This window comes from Clostridium perfringens ATCC 13124, assembly GCF_000013285.1.
In the GTDB taxonomy this organism is placed as follows: Bacteria; Bacillota; Clostridia; order Clostridiales; family Clostridiaceae; genus Sarcina; species Sarcina perfringens.
The window spans coordinates 2,799,885-2,822,523 of the sequence record NC_008261.1; the positions used below are offsets into that span (position 1 = coordinate 2,799,885).

Genomic DNA, 22,639 nt, shown 5'->3' on the forward strand with positions numbered 1-22,639 from the left:
CTTACTCATCTACTCCTTATTAAAGTAAATTTCTATATTAAAGAAGCTCTAGTGGTGCAAAGCTAAACATTAAATGTTTAACTCCTTGACTATCAAAGGCAATTGTAAGCTTATAGTCATCTCCAACTTTACTCTTTGTTATTAACGTTCCTACACCAAACTTAGGATGTTTAACTTTTCTTCCCATAGTTAGTTCATCTATTCCTGCATTACCTGAAGATTTTCCTGATAAAGTCTTATTTAGGGATTCATTTGCTTTAGAAGCACTCATTCCTCCTCTAATGCTATGAGGATTATAAGTTTTTCTAGTCTCTCCATAAGTTTGTGAACTATTTTTGAAAGAGTTACTTGAACTTTTCCCATTGATATTTACATAGTCTTTTATGTTAGCTGGAATTTCTGATATAAAATCTGATTGTCCATAAGCTACTGTTTTACCAAATATCATTCTTGTTTCAGCTGATGTCATATATAATTTTTCCTCAGCTCTAGTTATTCCAACATAGCAAAGTCTTCTAGCCTCTTCCATTTGATTATCATGTTCAAAGCAAGCTGCATTTGGGAATATTCCATTTTCCATACCAACTAAGAAAACTGTTGGGAATTCTAGTCCCTTTGAGCTGTGAACTGTCATTAGCATTACATAATTATCTTCTGCTTCTAAATCATCCATATCTTGAACAAGAGCAACCTTCTCTAAGTAAGCTGATAAGGATTTATCTTCTTCATTACTCTTTTCAAATTCAACAGCATCAGAAACTAATTCCTCTAAGTTTTCTATTCTACTTTGATCCTCTATAAGCTTTGAATCTTTAAGTGATTTTAAATAACCTGTTTTTTCCAAAACATATTCAATTAATTGAGATACACTTAATTGCTCTGACATAACCATTATTTCTTCCATCATATCAGTAAACTTCTTAATAGGATTTATGCTTCTAGCTGTTAATCCTGGCACATAGTCTACATCTAATAAAACATTGTATAATGTATCATCTATTTCAGTTGCATGATTTTGAAGTTTTTCTACAGTAGTATCTCCAATGCTTCTTTTAGGAACATTTATTATTCTTCTTAAACTTATAGAATCTTTAGGATTTACTATTATTTTTAAGTATGCAAGAATATCTTTTATCTCTTTTCTATCATAGAATTTTAGTCCTCCAAAAATTCTATATGGAATTCCTGCTCTTCTTAAAGCTTCCTCAAAATTACGAGACTGTGCATTTGTTCTGTAAAGAACAGCAAAGTCCTTATACTTATATCCATTATCATTTTTTAATTTTTCTATCTCTGAAACAACAAAAGCTGCCTCCATTTTATCTGAGTAAGCTCTATGAATACTTATTTTTTCTCCCTCTACTTGCTCAGTTCTTAAAATCTTAAATTTTCTCTCTGCATTATTTTTTATAACTTTATTAGCTGCTTCTAAAATATTTCCTTTTGATCTATAGTTTTGCTCAAGTTTAACAACTTTAGCCTCTGGATAATCCTTTTCAAAATCTAATATATTTCTTATATCTGCCCCTCTCCAAGCATAAATACATTGGTCATCATCACCAACTACGCATATATTTTTGTGTTTTGCAGCTAAAAGCTTAGCAAATTCATATTGAGCTTTATTTGTATCTTGATATTCATCTATCATTATGTATTTAAACTTATTTTGATAAAACTCTAATACATCATTATGCTTTCTAAATAACTCAACAGTTTTTACTATTAAATCATCAAAATCTAGGGCATTATTTTCTTTTAATTTCTTTTGGTATAAAAGATATGCATCTGCTATTTTATTTTTTCTAAAGTTATCTTCATTTTCTTTCTTAAAACTTTGTGCACTTTGGATATTATCCTTTGCTTTTCCTATAGTACCTAAAATCTCTAAATCAGTTATCTCTTTTTCATTAATATTAAGCTCTTTCATTACAAGTTTTATTAATGTTTTCTGATCTGATGAATCATATATTGTAAAGTCTTTACTATACCCTAATTTATCTATTTCTCTTCTTAAAATTCTCACGCAAGATGAATGAAATGTTGATATCCACATGTTGTTTGCTACTTCACCAACTAGAGATTTTACTCTCTCTCTCATTTCCCCTGCTGCTTTATTTGTAAATGTTATTGCTAATATATTATAAGGTTTTATATCATTTTCTATCATGTATGCTATTCTGTGTGTAAGTACTCTAGTTTTACCAGAACCTGCTCCTGCTAATATAAGTACTTGACCATCAATTGTGGTTGCTGCTTCATATTGTTCTTTATTAAGCAAGCTTTTTAAATCCATTAGATCACTCCTCTTCCTACAATAAAACTAAACTTTATTATACCATATAAATCTATATATTATATTCTATCAAACATATTATTCTTTTACATGATTAATAAAAAATAAATGGCCACATTATAAAATGTGACCATTTATTTCAAATATAATACTCTTACTTTAAATATAATCTTTTAAATTTACCTCTTTAATTTATTTCATATATTTTTTCTTAATTAATATTAGTAAGATTATTTGAAATTTCTCCCTCTCCTAAGGATTTATTTAGCTCATTTTCATTAATATTTTCTTGCTCTAAATTTTCTTCCTTAGGTAAATTCTCTCCTTCTACAGGTGTAGTATTTTCATCTCCACTTTTTGGCGTCTCAATATTTTCACCTTCATTATTAGAATTTTCTATTGAAGATTCTTCTTTAACTTCATTATTAGGTTGATCTATAACCTCCTCTTTAATCTCACTATTAGGTTTAACCTCTTCATCTCCCTTAATCTCATTATTAGATTGACTTTCTTTATTACCATTTTGATCATTAGTTAAACTCCATGTGATGTTTCCATTAGAATCTTCATATAAGTATAAAGTTATTTCTTCTAAATCCTTACCAAATCTATCTTCAAAATTACTATTTAATTTTATACTTGGCAAATTATTTTCTATTCCAACAGGAATTAAAAATTCTCCATCCTTTTTACTTATTATAATTTCCTTTCCCTCTATTGAAATTTCAGCATTATCTAAAAAAGTTTCACTTCCAACAATATCACTATTTATATTCTCTCCACTGTAGAAGACTTTTTTAGAAAACTCTAATACAAGAGAGTTTTCTCTAGTACTTATCTTTGAAATTTCAAAAGGACTTTCCTTAGGATCTAACTCAACTATTTTAACCGTATTTTTTACTGAATACTCTCCACTAAAATAAGCATAACTTCCATAAGTAGCACTTGAAGCAAGTGAAACTCCTAAAATTAATGCTATAATTTTATTCTTACTAATCACTTAAACTCCTCCTCTACTACTTACTATTTTCCTGAGCATACCCTATATTTAAATCAAATTTAAATTCTGCATTAGAATAATTCTCTGGCATATCTCTTTGCATATTTAATGTTAATGTAGCAGTTAAAACTTCACCATCATTTAAAACTACTTCATTACCTTCTGTATCTAATAATTGAATATTTTTATTAAATAGTGAAAGTAATGTCTCTTCTCCATTTCCATACCCTTGTATATTTCTATTTTCACTACTTTCAAAACTTAAGGAATACTTTATTTTCTCTAGTCCATCATTTCCTATTGATGAATTTTTAAAATTTAATGTCATCCTTTGATCTAAAGTTCCATTATTAGTTATTATAAAAGTATCACTAACAGGAACTTCTATGTCCATTTTCTCTATTTTAACTGTTTTTGTAGCCTCAGAACTTAATGTTCCTAAAGTTAACTTTAAATCACCGTTTACGTTTTCTTTATCTGAAAAATAGGCTACACTTCCTAAACCTCCTATTATTCCTATAGCTAATACCAATGAAATTATTCTTCTCATCTTAAGAGTTTTCATATTAAATCTCCTCCTTTTTTTGAGGTAACTTTAATATTGATGCTCCTATACCTAAAGCTAGAACTCCAAAAACCATAAAATTGTTATTGCTAAAGCCCCCTGTATTTGGTAAGTTTCCACTTCCATTATTTATTTCATCCTCATATTCATATTGAATACTTAGACTAAATGCATTTTGTATGCCTTGTCCTCTATTATCTAAGTCATTAGAAATCTTTACTTCTAAATCTAGAAGTTTACTATTATTAGACTCTACATTTATTCCATCTTTTAATTTAATATTTCCTTCTGAAAAAACCTCTTCAAGAGTTCCTTGAAAAATCAGATCACTACTGTCTTTTACAGTAATAAATGCATTTTCCAAAAAATATTTATACCTTTCATCCCCCTCATCAATATATGAAGAATTTACATAGTCTAAGAGTTTTTCATCATGAAAATTTAGAGTTTTTATAACTATATCTTCACTTAAATTATTAGATATTTTTATTGAGCTTTCTTCTAAATTTCCTGGTTCCCAAATAATTTCTTCATTAAACAAATTATTCTTTTCTTCCACTACATCAATAGTAACGCCAGCTTTTTCTTTAGCAAATATAATATTATCTTTAACTGGCATAAAAGCTAATGTTGCTAAAAGTGTACATAAAAATACGCTTTTAGTTCTCCTCATACTGTTTCCCCCCCTCTTACTAGTATTAACATAATAAATATAATTTAACTTTATATGTATATTCATCAACTATAAAAAAAATAACTCAGTTCATATTTATTTTAGAAAAATATTACATAATATTAAGAATAAACTTAATTTACTTATTGAAAGTATATTTTTAATTCTTGAGGGAACAGTTTTTAGAGCAAGCCTTTTAAATAAATGTTTATATATGATATATCAATATAACAATATTTATTTAAATCATAGTATAAAAAAAGAATTGATACTTTAAAGTATCAACTCTTCATATAAACTGAATATATTATTTCAACAACTAATTTTAAACGCATTTTTTCTTGCATTATTTTGCAAATAAAAAACGCAACCCTTGGGGCTAGGTTGCGTCTCAGCAATAAGCAATAAATAAAAAGGGGGCTATTTATTCCTTTTATTTATCCTCGCACAACTATTATATTAGATGTTTACTTAAATTGCAAGTAATCTAATATTTTTTTTGCAAGTTTTCCTACATGAATTTTCCCTTTACAATCATTACTATTTAAATTTTTAAAAATTTTTGTAAAGTACCGCTAATTCACTTTCTGAAAGCTCTTTATATTCGCCTTCTTCTAAACTTTCATCAAGTGGAAGATTTCCAAAAGAAGTTCTTTTTAAATAAACAACCTTTTTCCCTCTAGCTTCAAACATTCTTTTTACTTGATGATATTTCCCCTCTTGAACTGTAACTTCTACTCTAGATGAATCCTCTAAATTTTCTATAACCTTAAGCTTTGCACTCATACATTTATATCCATCATCTAAAGTTACACCATTTTCGAAAGCTTTAATATCTTTTTCTGTTATAGGAGCATTTATTTCTGCATAATAAACCTTATCAACATGGTATTTAGGTGAAATTAATTTATGATTTAAATCCCCATCATTAGTTAATAATAATAATCCCACTGTATCTTTATCAAGTCTTCCTACTGGAAATGGTTCAAAAACTTGATCTTCCATATATAATAAGTCGATAACAGTTTCATCTCTCTTATCATAAGTTGCTGAAATTACTCCAGCTGGCTTATTCATCATTAAATATATGTACTTTTTATACTCTACTTTTTCCCCATTTATAACTATTGTATCTTTCTCAGGATCTATTTGAAGTCCACTATCTTTAACCTTCTCATCATTAACTGTTACAAATCCTTTTTTAACAACTTGCTTTATTTCTTTTCTCGTTCCGTATCCTAAGTTTGATAAAACCTTATCCAATCTTTCCACTAAATAGTCACTCCTTCGTAAAAAATCACATTTATATCTGTGGTTAGTATAAAGCAAAGTTTAACTAATTACAACTTATTATCTTTCTTAAATAATTAAATCTTTAAAAACTAGAAAATCACATTATTAATCATAAAATCCTATCAAATTTATTAAAACAATTAAATATTTAAAAAATCTATTCCAATTTCTTTTTTTAAATTTTCTCTTTTTTCCTTTTAAAAGTTTTATTAAAACTATAAAAATAAATAGGACTCTATTTTAAATAAATATTAAATTCAAATAATTTAAAACTAATATTAGTCTTAAAAGCTTATCTTAAAATTAATATTATGTAAAACAAAGTCCTAAATATATATTAAACTTTAATATTTTATTCTACCTTAAATTCAAAAGTATCATAGTCCTCATAAGCACATTTTTTATAATAACTTTTAGTTAATACTAAAACTTTATACTTTCCTGGTACATATGGTCTAAAAGAATAATAACTCTTTCTACTATATTTTTGAACTAAAGACCAATTTCCGTTAACCATTATATAATATTCATAGCAAACTCTACTTCCACCTTCACATTTTGTAGAAAAGTTTATCTCTTCATTAATTTTAAAGACTTTATCAGAAGTACTTATTTTAGTGCCTGTAATAGGTAAGGCTTCACTAACATAAAATCTTACTTCTCTTCTTGAATCAAATCCCTCTTTACATTTAATATTTCTAGCAAATATATCAATTGTGTATTTTCCTGGACATTTTGGAGTAACTTTAAACCTCTTATTTTTTACATAATCAGTTTCCTCTACTACTTGTCCATTTACCTTAGTAACATACTTAACCTTTACTTGTCTAGTATTTTGAACTATTACTTCAATATCAATATCATCTCCAACTAAAAAATATTCCTTTGCTGGAACTAATATATGATCAATCTTCCCTTCTGCATACTCCCTAACTTTAAAATTTAAAACAGTATGCACATCATATTCCTTTGTTGAATACTTATCTTTTACTCTTACATCAAGCTGATAATTTCCTTTTTCATTTGGAATAAATTCTACCCAATTATTACTTCCAAAATCAATACTTTCTATGGTTTTACCATCCTTAATTATTAAGAAGGAATATTTTAAGTCAGTACCACCCTCTGCACTAACCCTAAGTTTTATTACTTCATTTATTAAAGGGGTCTTATCTCTATCAAATATTAATTCTGTTATTTTTATTGGCTTTTTCACCTTTTTTTCTATTTTATAATCTAATTTAGATTCTATTTCATAATCTCCAATAAAGGATTCATCCTTAGCCCAAAGAGTTATTCTATAATTTCCTTCTTTTTTAGCATTCCATTTTAAAGTACTATTTCTTGTATAACCCGTATCCTCAGATATTTCTCCATCTATTTTAAATCTATAGAGGATATCACTTCCTCCATCAATAACAGCTTTTATCTCTATTACCTCTCCTTTTTCTTGAGGTGAGCTTAAATCTGTAGTAAAACTTCTTAATTGTAATGGTTCATATGGTTTTATATCATATACCATAACGGCTCTATCATCAAATTCCTTATTAGAATACATATCTCTTATTAAACATAAAAGCTTATATCTTCCCTCTTTAAATTCTTTAAAAGTTACTATACGGCTTGATGAAAAATCTTGAATGCAAGTTCTACTTCCATCAGGTGAAATTTTTACAAACTTATATAGTGCTGTTCTTTCATCTTCAAAATTTGCTTCCACTTCAAAGGTAAGCTCTGAATTTACTATTAATTTTTCACTTAAATTAATAAAATTAATTATTTCAGGCTTTACAAATTCTTTTGATGTAAATATAACTGTGGCATAATCATCTGTTGTATTAGTTGAACTTGTTTTTTTACATTCAATTAAAAACTCGAATTGACCACTTTCATTAATAGTATAATTTAATTTATTTTCTAATGTATAATCCTTTATAAGTTGCCATCCGTTCTTTCCACTTATAAAATATCTATACATAATATTTTCATTGTTACTATCAACCTTTAACTCTGCCTTCTCTCCAACATTAAATACATCTTTATTTAGATAGATTCCTTTTATTAATTTTTCTTCTTTAATTTCATCTTTATTTATTTCATCTTTATTCATTTCATCTTGAAGGCCATGAACTGTTCTTTTCACATTAACTCCCTCAGTAACTTTGTAATCAAAAGGCTTATTTGAATCCTCTTTTCTTCCTTGAACCATAATCATATACTCTCCATCTTCTTTAGGATTCCAGATAAATTCATTTCCTTTTTCAAATTCCCTTAAAGTTTCCCAAATTCCATCCTTTCCTATTAAGATTTTATATCTTAAATTGTCATTAGTGTTATTTATTATTTTTATGTTAACCGGACTATTATGTTCTATTATATCTCTCGTATCTAACTCTAAAAGTAATTCTCCCATAATCACTCCCCCTAAAACCCGAAACATTATAGATAAATAAATTATATTATACTTCTGTTTTTATGTAAATATTTTCTATTTTTCTTACCATAAAACACTCTATTTCTACATTTTTTCTACTTTTATAAAATGTATAAAAAGTTTAAAACTGTCTATAATATAGGTAGTGTTACTTAACACTGTAAATCTCCTAATTTTATTATATCCATATAATCAAACCATTAAAGAAATCTCAGCCACTCTGAGATTTCTTTTTAATGTCATTTAAATATTATCTACATTATTTATTAAGTTTATCTTCTAATTCTACAAAGTTTATTTTTTAATTTTCCAAACTTATTTTTTAATTTTTCAAACCTTATTTTATTATATCTAATTTAAAATAGCCTTTACCTTTTCTATCAAAACTTCTAAATTATAATAAAGTCTATCATCATCTTCTTTATTTCTTTTATGATTTCCTTTTGATTTCCCACCAGCTCTTCTATTTTTTTGACTTAAATGTCTTTCAAAAAGTAATCTATCAATATTATCATTGTCATAAATATATCCTCTAGGGCTAATGGCTAAAGCTCCTTTTCCTAAAGCCATAGCTGCAACTCCATAATCTTGAGTTATTACAATATCATTTTCCTCAGTATTATTAGCCACATACATATCTACGCTTTGAAATCCACCATCAACCATTCTCACCTCAGAGTAATCTGAATTTATCATATGATTTATTGTGCAATAAATTAATATTTTAACTGAATGCTTTTTACCAACCTCTTCAATTATATCTCTTCCTGCACATCCATCACCATCAATAATTATTTTCACCTTTATAATCCTCCCATAATATATTCTCTATTATCTTTTTTTGAATATTAAATAATTATCCATTAATAAAATTATACACATTCTTATTAATTTACTAATACTCTTAAAATAATAAATAATTTATATATTAATAAAATTATACTCTTAAAACAAAAAAGAAGCTCTAAAAAGAGCTCCTTTTTATAATTAAATTTATATTATTTTAATCTTTCTTCTAACTCAGCTTTTAAATCTTCAAAACCTGGTTTTCCAAGTAAAGCAAACATGTTTTTCTTGTAAGCTTCAACACCTGGTTGGTCAAATGGATTTATTCCTAAAACATATCCACTGATTCCACAAGCTTTTTCGAAGAAGTAAACTAATCTTCCGAAGTAGTATGGAGTTAATTCTGGAACATTAACAACTACGTTTGGAACTTCTCCATCATTGTGAGCAAGTAAAGTTCCTCTGAATGCTTGTTTGTTAACATAGTCCATAGTTTTTCCAGCTAAGAAGTTTAATCCATCTATGTTTTCATCGTTAGCTTCGATTACTATTTCTTCTCTTGGAGATCCTACATTAATAACTGTTTCGAAGATATCTCTTCTACCTTCTTGGATGTATTGTCCCATTGAGTGTAAATCAGTTGAGAAATCAACAGCAGCTGGGAATAATCCTTTGTTGTCTTTTCCTTCTGATTCTCCATATAATTGTTTCCACCATTCATTGAAGTAATGAACTGATGGCTCATAGTTAACTAATATTTCTATAGCTTTACCTTTATTGTATAAAGCATTTCTAGCAGCTGCATATTTGTAACATTCGTTATCAGCTAATGAAGGATTAGCATATTCTTCTCTAGCATCAGCAGCTCCTTCCATCATTTCATCTATGTTTATTCCAGCTGCAGCTATTGGTAATAATCCAACTGCTGTTAATACTGAGAATCTTCCTCCAACATCATCTGGAATTACGAAAGTTTCATATCCTTCAGCATCAGCTAAAGTTTTTAAAGCACCTTTCTTAGCGTCTGTTGTAGCATATATTCTCTTCTTAGCTTCTTCTTTTCCGTATTTCTTTTCCATGTAATCTTTTAAGATTCTGAAAGCTATAGCAGGTTCTGTAGTAGTACCTGATTTTGATATAACATTTAAGCTTACATCTAATCCATCAATAGCTTTTAATAAATCAGCCATGTAGCTTGAGCTTATGTTATTTCCTGCGTAGAATATAGCTGGAGTTTTTCTCTTATCTTTAGACATAGAGTTATAGAAGTTGTTAGTTAACATTTCTATAGCAGCTCTTGCTCCTAAGTAAGAACCACCTATTCCTATAACAACTAATACATCTGAATCACTTTGTATTTTTTTAGCAGCTTCTTTTATTCTAGCAAACTCATCTTTATCATAATTAACTGGTAGGTCAACCCATCCTAAGAAGTCATTTCCTGCACCTGTTCCATTATGTAACTTATTGTGTGCTTGGTTTATAGTTTCTTGCATGTAAGCAACTTCGTGAGATTTTAAATATGGAGCTGCTTTTGATAAATCAACAACTAATCCTTTTTTCATTATTACTACCTCCATTAGCGTTTATAAATTTATTTTAACCACGCCATTAATATATATAATATAATCGCAAAAATAATTAAGCCTCCAAAAACCATTGGAAGTATTATTGCGTATTGCGCTAACATTATAGCAACCAAATCCTTAAAAGTTGGCTTTTCTTTATTTTTAACTTCTTCCATTAATTTCTCATATTCTTCTTTTTCTTTTCTTCTAGTTATTTCATCTTTAAACCAAAACAAACTTAATTCCCCCTGTTTACCACACGTTAATATTTTATCATTTATTATTTATGGATTACAATACAATATAGAACTTTTTATATATTTAATGAAATTTTATTATATATAGTTATAGTGTAGGAGAATTTAATCCCCTACACTACATAAAATTTAATTTTTTAATTCAATTTTTACATTTTAATAAATAAACCTAATTTTAGATTAAACTAAGTGACATGCAACAAAGTGATCTTTTCCAACACACTTATATTCTGGCGCTTCCTTCTTACATTTATCCATAGCATATGGACATCTAGTATGGAACTTACATCCACTTGGTGGATTAGCTGGTGAAGGAATATCACCCTTTAATATTATTCTCTCCCTCTTAATTGTAGGGTCTGGTATTGGAACTGCTGATAATAATGCCTTTGTATATGGATGCAATGGATTATCATAAAGTTCATTTTTAGGAGCTAATTCAACTAAGCTACCTAAGTACATTACACCTATTTTATGACAAATATGCTTTACTATACTTAAATCATGAGATATGAAAAGATATGAGAATCCCATTTCTTCTTGTAAGTCCATCATTAAGTTTACAATCTGTGATTGTATAGAAACATCTAGTGCTGAAACAGGTTCATCTGCAACTATAAAACTTGGATTTAAAATTAAGGCTCTTGCTATACCTATTCTTTGTCTTTGTCCACCTGAGAATTCATGTGGATATCTTTTCATATGATATCTAGCAAGTCCACATCTTTCTATAGTTTTAGCTACTCTTTCAGGCAATTCATCTTTGCTACATAACTTATGACTTAAAAGAGCCTCTCCTACTAAAGAATCTACTGATAATCTAGGATTTAATGATGAATATGGATCTTGGAATATCATTTGCATTTTTGGTCTTAAATCTCTAAGTTCTTTCTTTTTAAGAGCAAAAATATCTTTTCCTTCAAAATATACATTTCCATCTGTTTTTTCAAATAATCTTAAAATTGCTCTTCCTGTTGTTGATTTTCCACAACCTGATTCTCCAACTAATCCTAAAGTTTCACCCTTATCTATAGTAAAACTTACTCCATCAACAGCTTTTACATTTCCAACTGTCTTAGAAAAAACTCCTGCTTTAATCGGAAAGTATTTTTTCAAATTTTCAACTTTTAAAACTGTATTATCTGCCATCTACTTTCCCTCCTTATATAACCAGCATGAAACTTTATGTCTATTTCCTACATCAACAAGAGTAGGTTGAACATCCTTACATTTTTCCATACATCTATCACATCTCTCATTGAAGTAGCAATTATCTGGCATACCTACCGGATTAGGAACTTGTCCTGGTATTGAATAAAGTCTAGTTTCATTTCCATTAACTGATGGCTTAGATTTAAGTAAACCTTGTGTATATGGATGAAGAGGATTTTTAAAAAGCTCTAAAACTGGAGCTTCCTCAATAACCTTACCAGCATACATTACAACAACATAGTCAGCCATTTCAGCAACTACTCCTAAGTCATGTGTTATTAATAATATTGATGTATTTAATTTCTCTTTAATATCTCTCATAAGATCTAGAATTTGTGCTTGAATTGTAACATCAAGGGCAGTTGTAGGCTCGTCAGCTATTAAAAGCTTAGGATTACAACAAACTGCCATAGCAATCATAATTCTTTGTCTCATTCCTCCTGATAATTCGTGAGGATAAGATTTCATTATTTCTTCTGCTCTAGCTATACCAATTATTTTTAAAACTTCTATAGCTTTCTTTTCAGCTTCTTCTTTTGATAAATGCTGATGAAGAATTATTGCTTCACAAATTTGATCTCCTATTTTAAATACTGGGTTTAATGATGTCATAGGTTCTTGGAAAATAACTGATATATCATTTCCTCTCATATCCATAAGTTCTTGCTCTGTGAACTTTAAAACATCTTTTCCCTCAAAAAGAATTTCTCCTCCAACTATTTTTCCAGGAGGACTTGGTATTAATCTCATAAGAGACATGGCAGTAACAGATTTTCCGCATCCAGATTCTCCAACTACACAAACTGTCTCCCCTTCTTTTATTTTAAAACTAACGTTATTTACTGCTTTAACAATTCCCTCACCTGTATGAAAGTGAGTTTCAAGATTTTTAAATTCTACTAATGTTTTTCCCATTACACTCGCCCCCTTAGACCTTTAGCTTAGGATCTAGAGCATCTCTTAATCCATCTCCAAAAATATTTATAGATATAACAGTTAAGAATATACATACTCCTGGAGGTATCCATAACCACCATCTATTTGTTAATGTATAGTAATCTTGAGCTGTTTGTATCATATTACCCCAAGTTGGTGTAGGAGGTGTAACTCCAAGACCTAAGAAACTTAAAGATGATTCAGTTAATATAGCTCCACCAATTCCTAATGTAGCTGAAACTATAATAACTGCTAATGTATTAGGTAATAAGTGTAAAAACATTTTTCTAGCATCTGATAGACCTAAAGCTTCTGCCGCTTGCATAAATTCTTGTTCTCTTAAAGATAAGACCATACCTCTAACCATACGACAAGTACCAGTCCAACTCAGTGCCCCTATAATAAACATAACTACAAAAATTCTATACTCTGGTGGTATTTTTAAATCTGACATTATAGCAGATACCATTATTAATAATGATAAGAATGGGAAACACATAAATACGTCAACAATTCTCATAATTAAACTATCTATAAATCCTCCATAATATCCTGCTAATATCCCCAAAGTTGTTCCTATAATTATAGAAATTCCTACCGCAACTATACCTATTGAAAGTGAATATCTTCCCCCGTACATAAGTCTAGCTAAAACATCTCTTCCAGATTCATCAGTTCCTAGCCAATGCTGCGCTGATGGTGGTTGATTAGTTCTTACTAAATCTATTGTTAAATGATCATGTGGATATAACATTGGTCCTAATATTGAAATTAAAACTAAGACCAACAATATAAATAAGCCACCTAAAGCTAGCTTATTTTTTTTCAATCTTTTAAAAGCTACAGTCCAAGGGCTTTCTATTTTCTCTTTTTTAACTTTAACTTCTTTATTTAATTCTGTTTGCATATAAAAAGCACCTCCTACTTAAGCCTTATTCTTGGATCTACTAATGCATATATAATATCAGCAAGTAAGTTTCCTATTAAAACTAATATAGCCAAAGTAAGGTTTATACCCATAAGTAGATAATAATCTCTGTTATTAACTGCACTTAACTGTACTGGACCTATTCCTGGCCAGTTAAATATTTTTTCTGTTAATGTAGCACCTGAGAATAATCCTGGAATTGACATTCCTAATAGTGTTACAACTGGTATAAGTGCATTTCTTAAAGCATGTTTATATATAACTACCTTCTCTTTTAATCCTTTTGCTCTAGCAGTTCTTATATAATCTTGTCTAACTACCTCAAGCATACTTGATCTTGTGTATCTCATCCATCCACCTACACTTCCAAGAGTTAAAACTATAAGTGGTAAAATCATATGTTTTAATACATCTAGAACATATTGCATTCCTGTATATGCACTTCCTGGAGTAGTCATACCCGATATTGGAAATAAATTAAGTTGAACTCCTAAATATTTAATTAATATAAGTCCAAAGAAAAATGATGGCATTGATATTCCCATAAGGGCAAATACCGTAAAAAATTTATCAAAAAATGAATATTGCTTTGTTGCTGAAACTATACCTATTGGCACCGCAATTATAAGCCCCAAAATTAGTGATGCCGCTCCTAAAATAAAGGAATTTGGTATAAAATCTTTCATTACTTCTGAAACTGGTCTTTTATAGTAAAAAGATTCTCCTAAAGACCCTTCTGTTACAACGCCTTTTAACCAATACATGTACTGTGTTGTTTTTGGCTCATCTAAATGATATTTTTCTCTTATTGCTTGTTTTGTTTCTACACTCATATTTGGATCCATATTTGCTGTAATAGCATCTCCTGGAGCCATAGCAAATATGAAGAAAAGTACTAATGATACGCCAACAATAGTCGGTATTATTAATAGTATTCTTCTAGTGATATACTGTAGCATATTGCTGTTCCCCCCATTTTTCAAAATTAGCCTGGATTTTTTGTCCAGGCTAATTTCTTAATTTATTTTAAATTTTATTTATTGTTATCTAATTCAAGTTTGTAAATGTCGTGAGTCCAATCTATATAAGTTGATGGGTTATATCCTTTAACTCTTGAATTTGATGCAAACATTTCTTGTGCATTTCCAAGAAGAATATAAGGTACATCTTCAGAGAATTTTAATTGCCATTCAGCATAAGCTTTCTTTCTTTCCTCTTGATTTGTTGTTCCTTTACCTTCTTTTAATAACTTATCTGCTTCTTCATTTCTCCATCCAATATTATTAAATCCGCCTGGTACATCTTGAGAAATTGCAAATATTCCTGATGGATCTGGATCTATTGAAAGGTTCCAAGCACCATTGAATATATCATATTCTCTGTTATTAACTTTATCCATCATTGTTCCAAATTCCATAAGTTCTGGAGTAACTTTAACACCTATTTGTTCCCAAGATTGTTGAACTATTGGGATTAAAGCATCAACATATTTAGAACCAGTATAAGTTAACCATTGAAGTTCTAATTCAACTCCATCCTTATCTCTAACTCCATTTCCATTTGTATCTTTCCAACCAGCTTCATCAAGTAATTCTTTAGCTTTTTCTGGATTGTATTCATACTTAGGAACATCTGGGTTATATGCCCATGAAGTAGGAAGAATGTGTGAGTTGTAAACTTGACCGTATCCTTGATAATAAGATTGCATGAATCCTTCTCTATTTAATCCATAAAGTAACGCTTGTCTTACTTTAGGGTCTTTAACCTTATCACTTCCATAGTTAAGTCCCATGTATCCATAACCATTTTGCATATAAAGATCTAAGTTTAAGAATCCAGCTTGTTTTAATGGATCTATATTTTCTGGTTTAGCACCAACTCTATCTATATCAACTGTTCCAGCCATTAATTCTTGTAATAATGTTTGTGCATTTGTAACTTTCATTACTATATAAGGAATCTTCGGCTCCCCTTTCCAGTAATCAGCATTTTTTTCAAACTTAACTTCTTGTCCTGGTTTAAAGTGAACAAATTTATAAGCACCTGAACCTACTGGCTCTAATAATTTATCCTTAACAGCTTGGAAGTTTCCTTTTTCAAATTTATAAACACTTTCAGGCATAATTCCATATTCAAAATTCCATATACCAGCTGCATCAGTATTCTTGTTAGTGAATGATATTGTATAATCATCAATAACCTTTATACCTTCAACACTACTAGCATCACCCTTATTGTACTCTTCATATCCAACTAAATTATTTACAGCATCCATTCTTGGTCCATCATATCCTGGATCACAAATAGAAGTAAATGTAAATGCTACATCCTTTGCTGTTAATTCTTGACCATTAGTAAATTTAATACCCTTATTTAATTTAAATGTATAAGTTTTTCCATCTTCAGAAACTTCATAACTTTCTGCTACATTTGGAATTGGTTCTCCCTTTTCATTATTAGTAATCAATCCATCAAATACTAACTTGTTAACCCATGAATCATAAAGAGTAGAAGAATATATTGGAACAAATTCACCCTTTGGATCTGTAGTTCCTACTATTAAAGTATCAGTTCTATTTTTTGCAGCATCTGGAAGTGCACTAGGATTTGATGCCTCTATTCTCTCTGGCTTTGATAAATCCTTAGTAGTTCCTCCTGATTCTGAACCATTACCATTTCCTTGAGCTGTATTGTTAGCTCCTCCTCCACATGCTACAAATAACATTGAAGCTGCTAACCCCGCCGTTAATAATGCAACTAATTTTCTTTTTTTCATTTAATCTGCCCCCTTTTAATATATTTATTGCTGTTATGTAACAAAATTTAAATGCCCCATATAAAAAATATTGTTACAATAACATACATTTAATGTGATTTTTAAAATAAAATTTTATTAGGTATTTTTCTTCATTTTCATATGAACACTTATATAGTTTATAATTTATTTTTAAGCACATACTTAAATTAATAAATTATTAAAATAAACCTTAATATATAATTACTTTATTAAAAATCTAAGTGTATATCATAGAAAAACACACGTCTTTTAAAATTATATTATTTGTATTTTAAATTATTTCCAATATTTTTGCAATATTGTAAAATTATTTTTTTCATTATAAATATTTTCTCAAAAAGATTATTAATTACAATTAATGAATCTTAGGTCTAAATAATAAGTTATTTTAAATATATGCCTAATATGTATTAAATTATTAATTTTAAAGATAATAATATATATAATATGAAATTCTAGTAATTTGTTACTATAAAATTATTTTTATTTTCGTGATAAAAGTTACAGTTTATTCTTTTATTTGATGATATACTTTCAAAGTATTTATTAGATAATTATAAATTTCAGAGTTAAAAAATTAACAATCAAAGAAAAAAACGGAGTGAATGAGATGAAAAACTTAAATCTTAAAGGTAATCCAAATCGTGGATTAATAGGAGCTACATTAGGTTTCTTCATAGGTTTTGCAGCAGTTTCTCTTTATGGACCAACTTCTGCAGTATTTAAAGAAGCTTTCGTAAACCTTAATCCAGTGTTATTAGCATTACTTATTGCAGCCCCTAACTTATCAGGTTCTTTACTTAGAATACCTTTTTCAGCATGGGTTGACACAACTGGTGGGAGAAAGCCACTTATAGTTTTACTACTTTTATCAATAATAGGTATGGGTGGTTTATACGTAGTATTAGCTTTCTTTAGCGATAACTTAAATCAATATTATTATTTATTATTTGCACTTGGACTATTATCTGGATGTGGTATAGCAACATTCTCTGTTGGTGTCAGCCAAGCATCATATTGGTTCCCAAAAAGCAAACAAGGTGTAGCTTTAGGAATATATGGTGGTGTTGGTAACTTAGCACCTGGAATATTTGCATTATTAATTCCAAACTTAGCACTTCCTCTATTAGGATTACCTGGTTCTTACTTAGCTTGGTTAATATTCTTAATAGTTGGTACTGTAATTTACATAAAAATAGGTCAAAACGCTTGGTACTTCCAACTTGTTGACAAAGGAATAAATAAAGATGAAGCTAAGGAAATAGCATCAAAAGAGTATGGTCAAGAATTATTCCCTAAGGGAAAAGCAAGTGAAACACTTTTAATATCAGCTAAGTCATGGAAAACTTGGGCTTTAGTATTTATCTATTTCACAACTTTCGGTGGATTCTTAGCATTAACAGGTTGGTTTCCTAACTACTGGATGACTTATTTCGGATTAAATATGAAAGTTGCAGGTCTTTTAACAGCTTTATATTCTATATTAACTTCATTAACTAGAATATATGGTGGAAAAGTTGCTGATAAAAATGGTGGAGAAATAACTACTATAGTTTCTCTAGGAATAGCACTTATAGGTGCAATTTGTATGACTTTTGCTTCAACTATGACTTTAGCAATAATAGGTATAATCTTACTTGCTATTGGTATGGGAGTTGCAAACGCAGCAGTATTTAAAATAGTTCCTAACGCAGTTCCAGAGGCAATGGGTGGAGCTTCAGGATGGATTGGTGGATTAGGTGCTTTAGGTGGATTCTTAATACCTCCTGTAATGGCATCATTCCTAAACAGATCAGGATTTGCTGGATATTCACAAGGATTTTCAGTATTTATAGTTTTAATAATTGTAGCAATTGGAGTAATAGCTTTATTCCAAGCTTTACAAAAGAAATCAGCAAAATAAAACATTTATATAAAAGAAAAAGTAGCTATGAATTTCATAGCTACTTTTTTTATTTTAAATTATAAGTAATTTATAAATATAAAATTATCCACTAAAATTAAAACTATAAATTATCCACAAAATATTATTAAAGCCCCTTTATAAAAGGCATATGTTTTTATTGATTATAACAAGATAAATAGACAATCATATTAAAATGACTGCCTATTTATCCGTAATAAAAATTTATATATCTTTTGATTAGTTTGGATACTTAAATTTTATCTGATTTAGACCTATTAAGAATTTTTAACCAGATAAATTATATTAAAATTCAGATAGGATTAATACCTATCTGAATCAATTATTTATATTATTCCCACTCGATAGTTGCTGGTGGTTTTGAAGTTACATCGTAAACAATTCTGTTAACTCCCTTAACTTCATTTACAATTCTTCTTGATACTTTATCTATAACTTCATATGGTATATGAGCCCAGTTTGAAGTCATTCCGTCTGATGATGTAACTGCTCTTAATCCTACAGTGTGGCAATAAGTTCTTTCGTCTCCCATAACGCCAACTGATTGAATGTTAGGTAATACTGCGAAGTATTGCCATATTTCACTTTCAAGACCTGCTAAAGCTATTTCTTCTCTAAATATAGCATCAGCTTCTCTAACAACTTCTAATTTATCTTCAGTTACTTCTCCTAGAACTCTTATAGCTAATCCTGGTCCTGGGAATGGCTGTCTCCATACTAAGTGGTGAGGAATTCCTAATTCTTCTCCTACAGCTCTTACTTCATCTTTGAATAATTCTCTTAATGGCTCTATTAATGAGAATTCCATATCTTCTGGAAGTCCTCCAACGTTATGGTGACTCTTAATTACTGCTGAAGTATCTGTTCCACTTTCAACAACGTCTGGATAAATTGTTCCTTGAACTAAGAATTTAATATCTCCTAATTTTCCAGCTTCTTCTTCAAATACTCTTATGAATTCTTCTCCGATTATCTTTCTCTTAGTTTCTGGATCTGAAACTCCTTTTAATTTACCTAAGAATCTATCTTGAGCGTTAACTCTGATAAGGTTCATATCAAAACCTTCTTTAAAGATTTTTTCTACTTGATCTCCCTCATCTTTTCTTAATAGACCGTGGTCAACAAAGATACAAGTTAATTGCTTACCTACAGCCTTATGAACCATAACAGCTGCAACTGATGAATCAACTCCACCTGATAATGCACATATTAATTTTTTATCTCCAACTATTTTCTTGATTTCAGCTATTTTTTCTTCTGCGAAAGAAGCCATTGACCAAGAATTTTCTAATCCACATATATTGTAAAGGAAATTTCTCATCATGTTTTGACCAAATGGAGTGTGCTCAACTTCTGGATGGAATTGAACTCCATAAAGTCTTCTTTCTTCGTTTTCCATAGCCGCTACTGGACAAACATCTGTATGAGCTATTATTTTGAATCCTTCTGGTGCTTCTGCTATGTAATCAGTGTGACTCATCCAACAAGTTTCATCTGCTTCTATTCCAGCAAATAATTTTGATGAATTATCTAAAGTTACATTAGTTTTTCCATATTCTCTTACAGGAGCAGTATCAACTTTTCCACCTAAAAGATGTGCCATTAATTGATCTCCATAGCATATTCCTAATACAGGAACGTTTAAGTTAAATATTTCTTTATCTAATGTAGGAGTGTTTTCTCCATAAACTGAGTTTGGTCCACCAGTGAATATTATTCCCTTTGGATTCTTTTCTTTTATTTTTTCTATGCTGTATGTGTAAGGTATTATTTCACAATAAACTCCACATTCTCTAACTCTTCTAGCTATTAATTGATTATATTGCCCACCAAAGTCGACAACTAAAACTAAATCTCTCATTTGCTTTCCTCCACAATTTCATTTTCCGTTTATGTATAAAAATATATTCAACAAAATGTTAAAACTTAATATATATTTTAACATTTTGCTGAAGTCTTTAATCTAATTATTGGTTAACACTGTAGTTTGGTGCTTCCTTAGTTATGTTTATATCATGAGGATGACTTTCTCTAAATCCTGCTGAAGTTTGAACAACAAAATTAGCATTTTCATATAAATTTTCTAAAGTTGGTGCTCCTAAGTAACCCATTCCTGATTTTATTCCACCTATTAATTGGTAGATAGTATCTGCTAAATGTCCTTTGTAAGCAATTCTTCCTTCTACACCTTCTGGAACGAATTTCTTAGTACCATTTTGGAAATATCTATCACTTGATCCTTTAGCCATAGCTCCAAGTGAACCCATTCCTCTGTAAACTTTATAGCTTCTACCTTGATATATTTCTATAGCTCCTGGTGCTTCTTCACATCCTGCAAAGATTGATCCCATCATAGCTGCACAAGCTCCAGCTGCTAAAGCCTTAACTATATCTCCTGAATATTTTAATCCACCGTCAGCTATTACTGGTATTCCTAATTTTTTACCTTCTTCAGCACAATCCATAACTGCTGTTAATTGAGGAACCCCAACACCTGCAACTATTCTTGTAGTACATATTGATCCAGGTCCTATACCTACCTTAACACAATCTGCACCTGCTTCTGCTAAATCTCTTACAGCCTCTGGTGTAGCTATGTTACCAGCTATTACTTGAAGTTCAGGATATTTAGCTTTTATTCTCTTAACTCCTTCAATAACTCCTTTTGAATGACCATGAGCTGTATCTAAAACAATAACGTCAACCTTTGCTTTAACTACTGCATCTACTCTTTCCATCATGTCATTAGTTACACCGATTGAAGCTCCACATAAAAGTCTTCCTTTTTCATCTTTAGCTGCATTTGGGAAAGCTTTAGCTTTTTCTATATCTTTTATAGTTATAAGTCCCTTTAGATTATTTTCATCATCAACTAAAGGAAGTTTTTCTATTTTATGTTGCTTTAATATTTCTAATGCTTCAGTTAATGTAGTTCCTTCCTTCGCAGTAACTAATGGACTTTTTGTCATAACTTCTGAAACTTTTTTATCGTAGTTTGTTTCAAATACTATGTCTCTGTTTGTTATGATTCCAACTAGTTTTCCTTCTCTTGTTACAGGAACTCCTGAAATTCTGTATTGAGCCATTAGATCTAAAGCTTCTCTTACTGTGTGATCTTCTGATAAGAATATTGGATCTGTTATTACTCCATTTTCTTGTCTTTTTACTCTATCAACTTCTCTTGCTTGATCTTCTATTGTCATATTTTTATGGATTATTCCTATTCCACCTTCTCTAGCCATAGCTATTGCCATTTTAGATTCAGTAACTGTATCCATACTTGCACTCATTAATGGAATGTTTAATTGAATTTTTTTAGTTAATTGAGTTTTTAAAGAAACCTCATTAGGTAGGACCTCTGATTTGTTTGGTACTAGTAATACATCATCAAATGTATATGCTGTTTTTAATATTCTTGCCATACTATCGCCTCCACACACTATCTTTAAGTTATTTACGTACAATTAAATGTTTTTCCGTATTTCTACCTTTTAAACTTCTACTTATTTTTTGAAAGCAAACTTGCAAATATACACAAAAGATGAAATTTTATTTTCAAAAAAAGCATAATAACTCCTAAGTGAAGTTAATATGCTTATAGTACACCTATAGTATATCAAATTCACTCATAGACGGAAATTTAAGGTTTCCGGTAGAAACGCCTTGCCTTATTCAAAGCTTATACGAGTTTGTTTATATTCCGTTTTGTTTAATTTTTATTTATTATAATCTATGAAAGAAAGCTTGTCAACAAAATGCATAAAATAAATTCCAAAAGTTCATAACTGATTTTTTAACATCATATTATATATTATTTGCAAGAAACAATTCATTTATTTTCATGTAATATAGTATATACTTATTAGTGGTACTTTTAATATTAATACATACATTTTTTATTTTATTATATATATCTTACATATTATTTGTAATAATAAAGCTTTTCAATAAAATATTCCCTTTATTTTCCTAA

At 29.3% G+C, this 22,639-nt stretch carries 17 protein-coding genes and 1 riboswitch; of the genes, 1 reads left to right on the top strand and 16 read right to left on the bottom strand.

All coding sequences use genetic code 11. The annotated features are described in order from the left end of the window. Nucleotides 1-37 precede the first annotated feature (37 nt). The 14 genes from pcrA to CPF_RS12475 form a co-directional block, all read right to left on the bottom strand. Nucleotides 38-2,293 carry a DNA helicase PcrA gene (gene pcrA / locus CPF_RS12410; RefSeq protein WP_011591091.1) on the bottom strand — a complete coding sequence of 752 codons (2,256 nt, stop codon included), beginning with the start codon at nucleotides 2,291-2,293 and terminating at the stop codon, nucleotides 38-40. Nucleotides 2,294-2,504: 211 nt separating this feature from the next. After that, on the bottom strand, nucleotides 2,505-3,293 hold the full coding sequence (locus tag CPF_RS12415) for a hypothetical protein (protein WP_011591092.1): 789 nt from the start codon (nucleotides 3,291-3,293) through the stop codon (nucleotides 2,505-2,507). Nucleotides 3,294-3,309: 16 nt separating this feature from the next. Continuing rightward, nucleotides 3,310-3,858: a TasA family protein gene (locus tag CPF_RS12420; protein ID WP_011591093.1), complete on the bottom strand. Its 549-nt coding sequence runs from the start codon at nucleotides 3,856-3,858 to the stop codon at nucleotides 3,310-3,312. Nucleotide 3,859: 1 nt separating this feature from the next. Beyond that, a complete protein-coding gene (locus CPF_RS12425; protein ID WP_011591094.1) occupies nucleotides 3,860-4,531 on the bottom strand; it encodes an LPXTG cell wall anchor domain-containing protein in 672 nt (223 codons plus the stop codon). Between the two features lie 552 nt (nucleotides 4,532-5,083). Beyond that, entirely contained in the window at nucleotides 5,084-5,803 is a 720-nt protein-coding gene (locus tag CPF_RS12430) for a pseudouridine synthase (RefSeq protein ID WP_003462288.1), read from the bottom strand. A 373-nt stretch (nucleotides 5,804-6,176) separates the two neighbouring features. After that, a complete protein-coding gene (locus CPF_RS12435) occupies nucleotides 6,177-8,237 on the bottom strand; it encodes a triple tyrosine motif-containing protein (RefSeq protein WP_011010854.1) in 2,061 nt (686 codons plus the stop codon). A 372-nt stretch (nucleotides 8,238-8,609) separates the two neighbouring features. Then, entirely contained in the window at nucleotides 8,610-9,059 is a 450-nt protein-coding gene (locus tag CPF_RS12440) for a YaiI/YqxD family protein (RefSeq protein ID WP_003454468.1), read from the bottom strand. A 197-nt stretch (nucleotides 9,060-9,256) separates the two neighbouring features. Continuing rightward, entirely contained in the window at nucleotides 9,257-10,609 is a 1,353-nt protein-coding gene (locus CPF_RS12445; protein WP_003462349.1) for a glucose-6-phosphate isomerase, read from the bottom strand. 29 nt (nucleotides 10,610-10,638) lie between these two features. Then, nucleotides 10,639-10,848, bottom strand: a complete 210-nt coding sequence (locus CPF_RS12450; RefSeq protein WP_003454512.1) for a hypothetical protein — start codon at nucleotides 10,846-10,848, stop codon at nucleotides 10,639-10,641. A 201-nt stretch (nucleotides 10,849-11,049) separates the two neighbouring features. Next, entirely contained in the window at nucleotides 11,050-12,018 is a 969-nt protein-coding gene (locus tag CPF_RS12455; protein WP_003454313.1) for an ABC transporter ATP-binding protein, read from the bottom strand. Next, complete coding sequence (locus CPF_RS12460; protein ID WP_003454477.1) at nucleotides 12,019-12,996, bottom strand: ABC transporter ATP-binding protein; 978 nt, start codon at nucleotides 12,994-12,996, stop codon at nucleotides 12,019-12,021. Nucleotides 12,997-13,009: 13 nt separating this feature from the next. After that, nucleotides 13,010-13,924, bottom strand: coding sequence for an oligopeptide ABC transporter permease (gene opp4C, locus CPF_RS12465; protein ID WP_003454342.1), 915 nt, complete (start codon nucleotides 13,922-13,924; stop codon nucleotides 13,010-13,012). A gap of 14 nt (nucleotides 13,925-13,938) precedes the next feature. Continuing rightward, on the bottom strand, nucleotides 13,939-14,904 hold the full coding sequence (locus CPF_RS12470; RefSeq protein ID WP_003454494.1) for an ABC transporter permease: 966 nt from the start codon (nucleotides 14,902-14,904) through the stop codon (nucleotides 13,939-13,941). A gap of 74 nt (nucleotides 14,905-14,978) precedes the next feature. Beyond that, a complete protein-coding gene (locus CPF_RS12475; protein WP_003459416.1) occupies nucleotides 14,979-16,721 on the bottom strand; it encodes an ABC transporter substrate-binding protein in 1,743 nt (580 codons plus the stop codon). A 631-nt stretch (nucleotides 16,722-17,352) separates the two neighbouring features. On the opposite strand from CPF_RS12475, the gene CPF_RS12480 reads away from it, so the two are divergent. Beyond that, nucleotides 17,353-18,645 (top strand): MFS transporter, encoded by a 1,293-nt coding sequence (locus CPF_RS12480; protein ID WP_003479149.1) that lies wholly within the window; start codon nucleotides 17,353-17,355, stop codon nucleotides 18,643-18,645. 352 nt (nucleotides 18,646-18,997) lie between these two features. On the opposite strand, the gene guaA is transcribed toward CPF_RS12480, so the two are convergent. Next, nucleotides 18,998-20,527, bottom strand: a complete 1,530-nt coding sequence (gene guaA / locus CPF_RS12485; RefSeq protein ID WP_003460104.1) for a glutamine-hydrolyzing GMP synthase — start codon at nucleotides 20,525-20,527, stop codon at nucleotides 18,998-19,000. Between the two features lie 106 nt (nucleotides 20,528-20,633). Beyond that, nucleotides 20,634-22,088: an IMP dehydrogenase gene (gene guaB / locus CPF_RS12490; RefSeq protein ID WP_003454518.1), complete on the bottom strand. Its 1,455-nt coding sequence runs from the start codon at nucleotides 22,086-22,088 to the stop codon at nucleotides 20,634-20,636. Nucleotides 22,089-22,275: 187 nt separating this feature from the next. Next, nucleotides 22,276-22,373: riboswitch (purine riboswitch) on the bottom strand. Nucleotides 22,374-22,639: the final 266 nt, after the last annotated feature.

What these genes read in the sequence shown, in the direction of transcription:
- guaB (WP_003454518.1), bottom strand. Translation starts at nt 22,088, where the DNA reads ATGGCAAGAATATTAAAAACAGCATATACATTTGATGATGTATTACTA.
- CPF_RS12460 (WP_003454477.1), bottom strand. Translation starts at nt 12,996, where the DNA reads ATGGGAAAAACATTAGTAGAATTTAAAAATCTTGAAACTCACTTTCAT.
- CPF_RS12475 (WP_003459416.1), bottom strand. Translation starts at nt 16,721, where the DNA reads ATGAAAAAAAGAAAATTAGTTGCATTATTAACGGCGGGGTTAGCAGCT.
- CPF_RS12445 (WP_003462349.1), bottom strand. Translation starts at nt 10,609, where the DNA reads ATGAAAAAAGGATTAGTTGTTGATTTATCAAAAGCAGCTCCATATTTA.
- guaA (WP_003460104.1), bottom strand. Translation starts at nt 20,527, where the DNA reads ATGAGAGATTTAGTTTTAGTTGTCGACTTTGGTGGGCAATATAATCAA.
- CPF_RS12455 (WP_003454313.1), bottom strand. Translation starts at nt 12,018, where the DNA reads ATGGCAGATAATACAGTTTTAAAAGTTGAAAATTTGAAAAAATACTTT.
- pcrA (WP_011591091.1), bottom strand. Translation starts at nt 2,293, where the DNA reads ATGGATTTAAAAAGCTTGCTTAATAAAGAACAATATGAAGCAGCAACC.
- CPF_RS12435 (WP_011010854.1), bottom strand. Translation starts at nt 8,237, where the DNA reads ATGGGAGAATTACTTTTAGAGTTAGATACGAGAGATATAATAGAACAT.
- CPF_RS12480 (WP_003479149.1), top strand. Translation starts at nt 17,353, where the DNA reads ATGAAAAACTTAAATCTTAAAGGTAATCCAAATCGTGGATTAATAGGA.
- CPF_RS12470 (WP_003454494.1), bottom strand. Translation starts at nt 14,904, where the DNA reads ATGCTACAGTATATCACTAGAAGAATACTATTAATAATACCGACTATT.
- CPF_RS12420 (WP_011591093.1), bottom strand. Translation starts at nt 3,858, where the DNA reads ATGAAAACTCTTAAGATGAGAAGAATAATTTCATTGGTATTAGCTATA.
- opp4C (WP_003454342.1), bottom strand. Translation starts at nt 13,924, where the DNA reads ATGCAAACAGAATTAAATAAAGAAGTTAAAGTTAAAAAAGAGAAAATA.
- CPF_RS12425 (WP_011591094.1), bottom strand. Translation starts at nt 4,531, where the DNA reads ATGAGGAGAACTAAAAGCGTATTTTTATGTACACTTTTAGCAACATTA.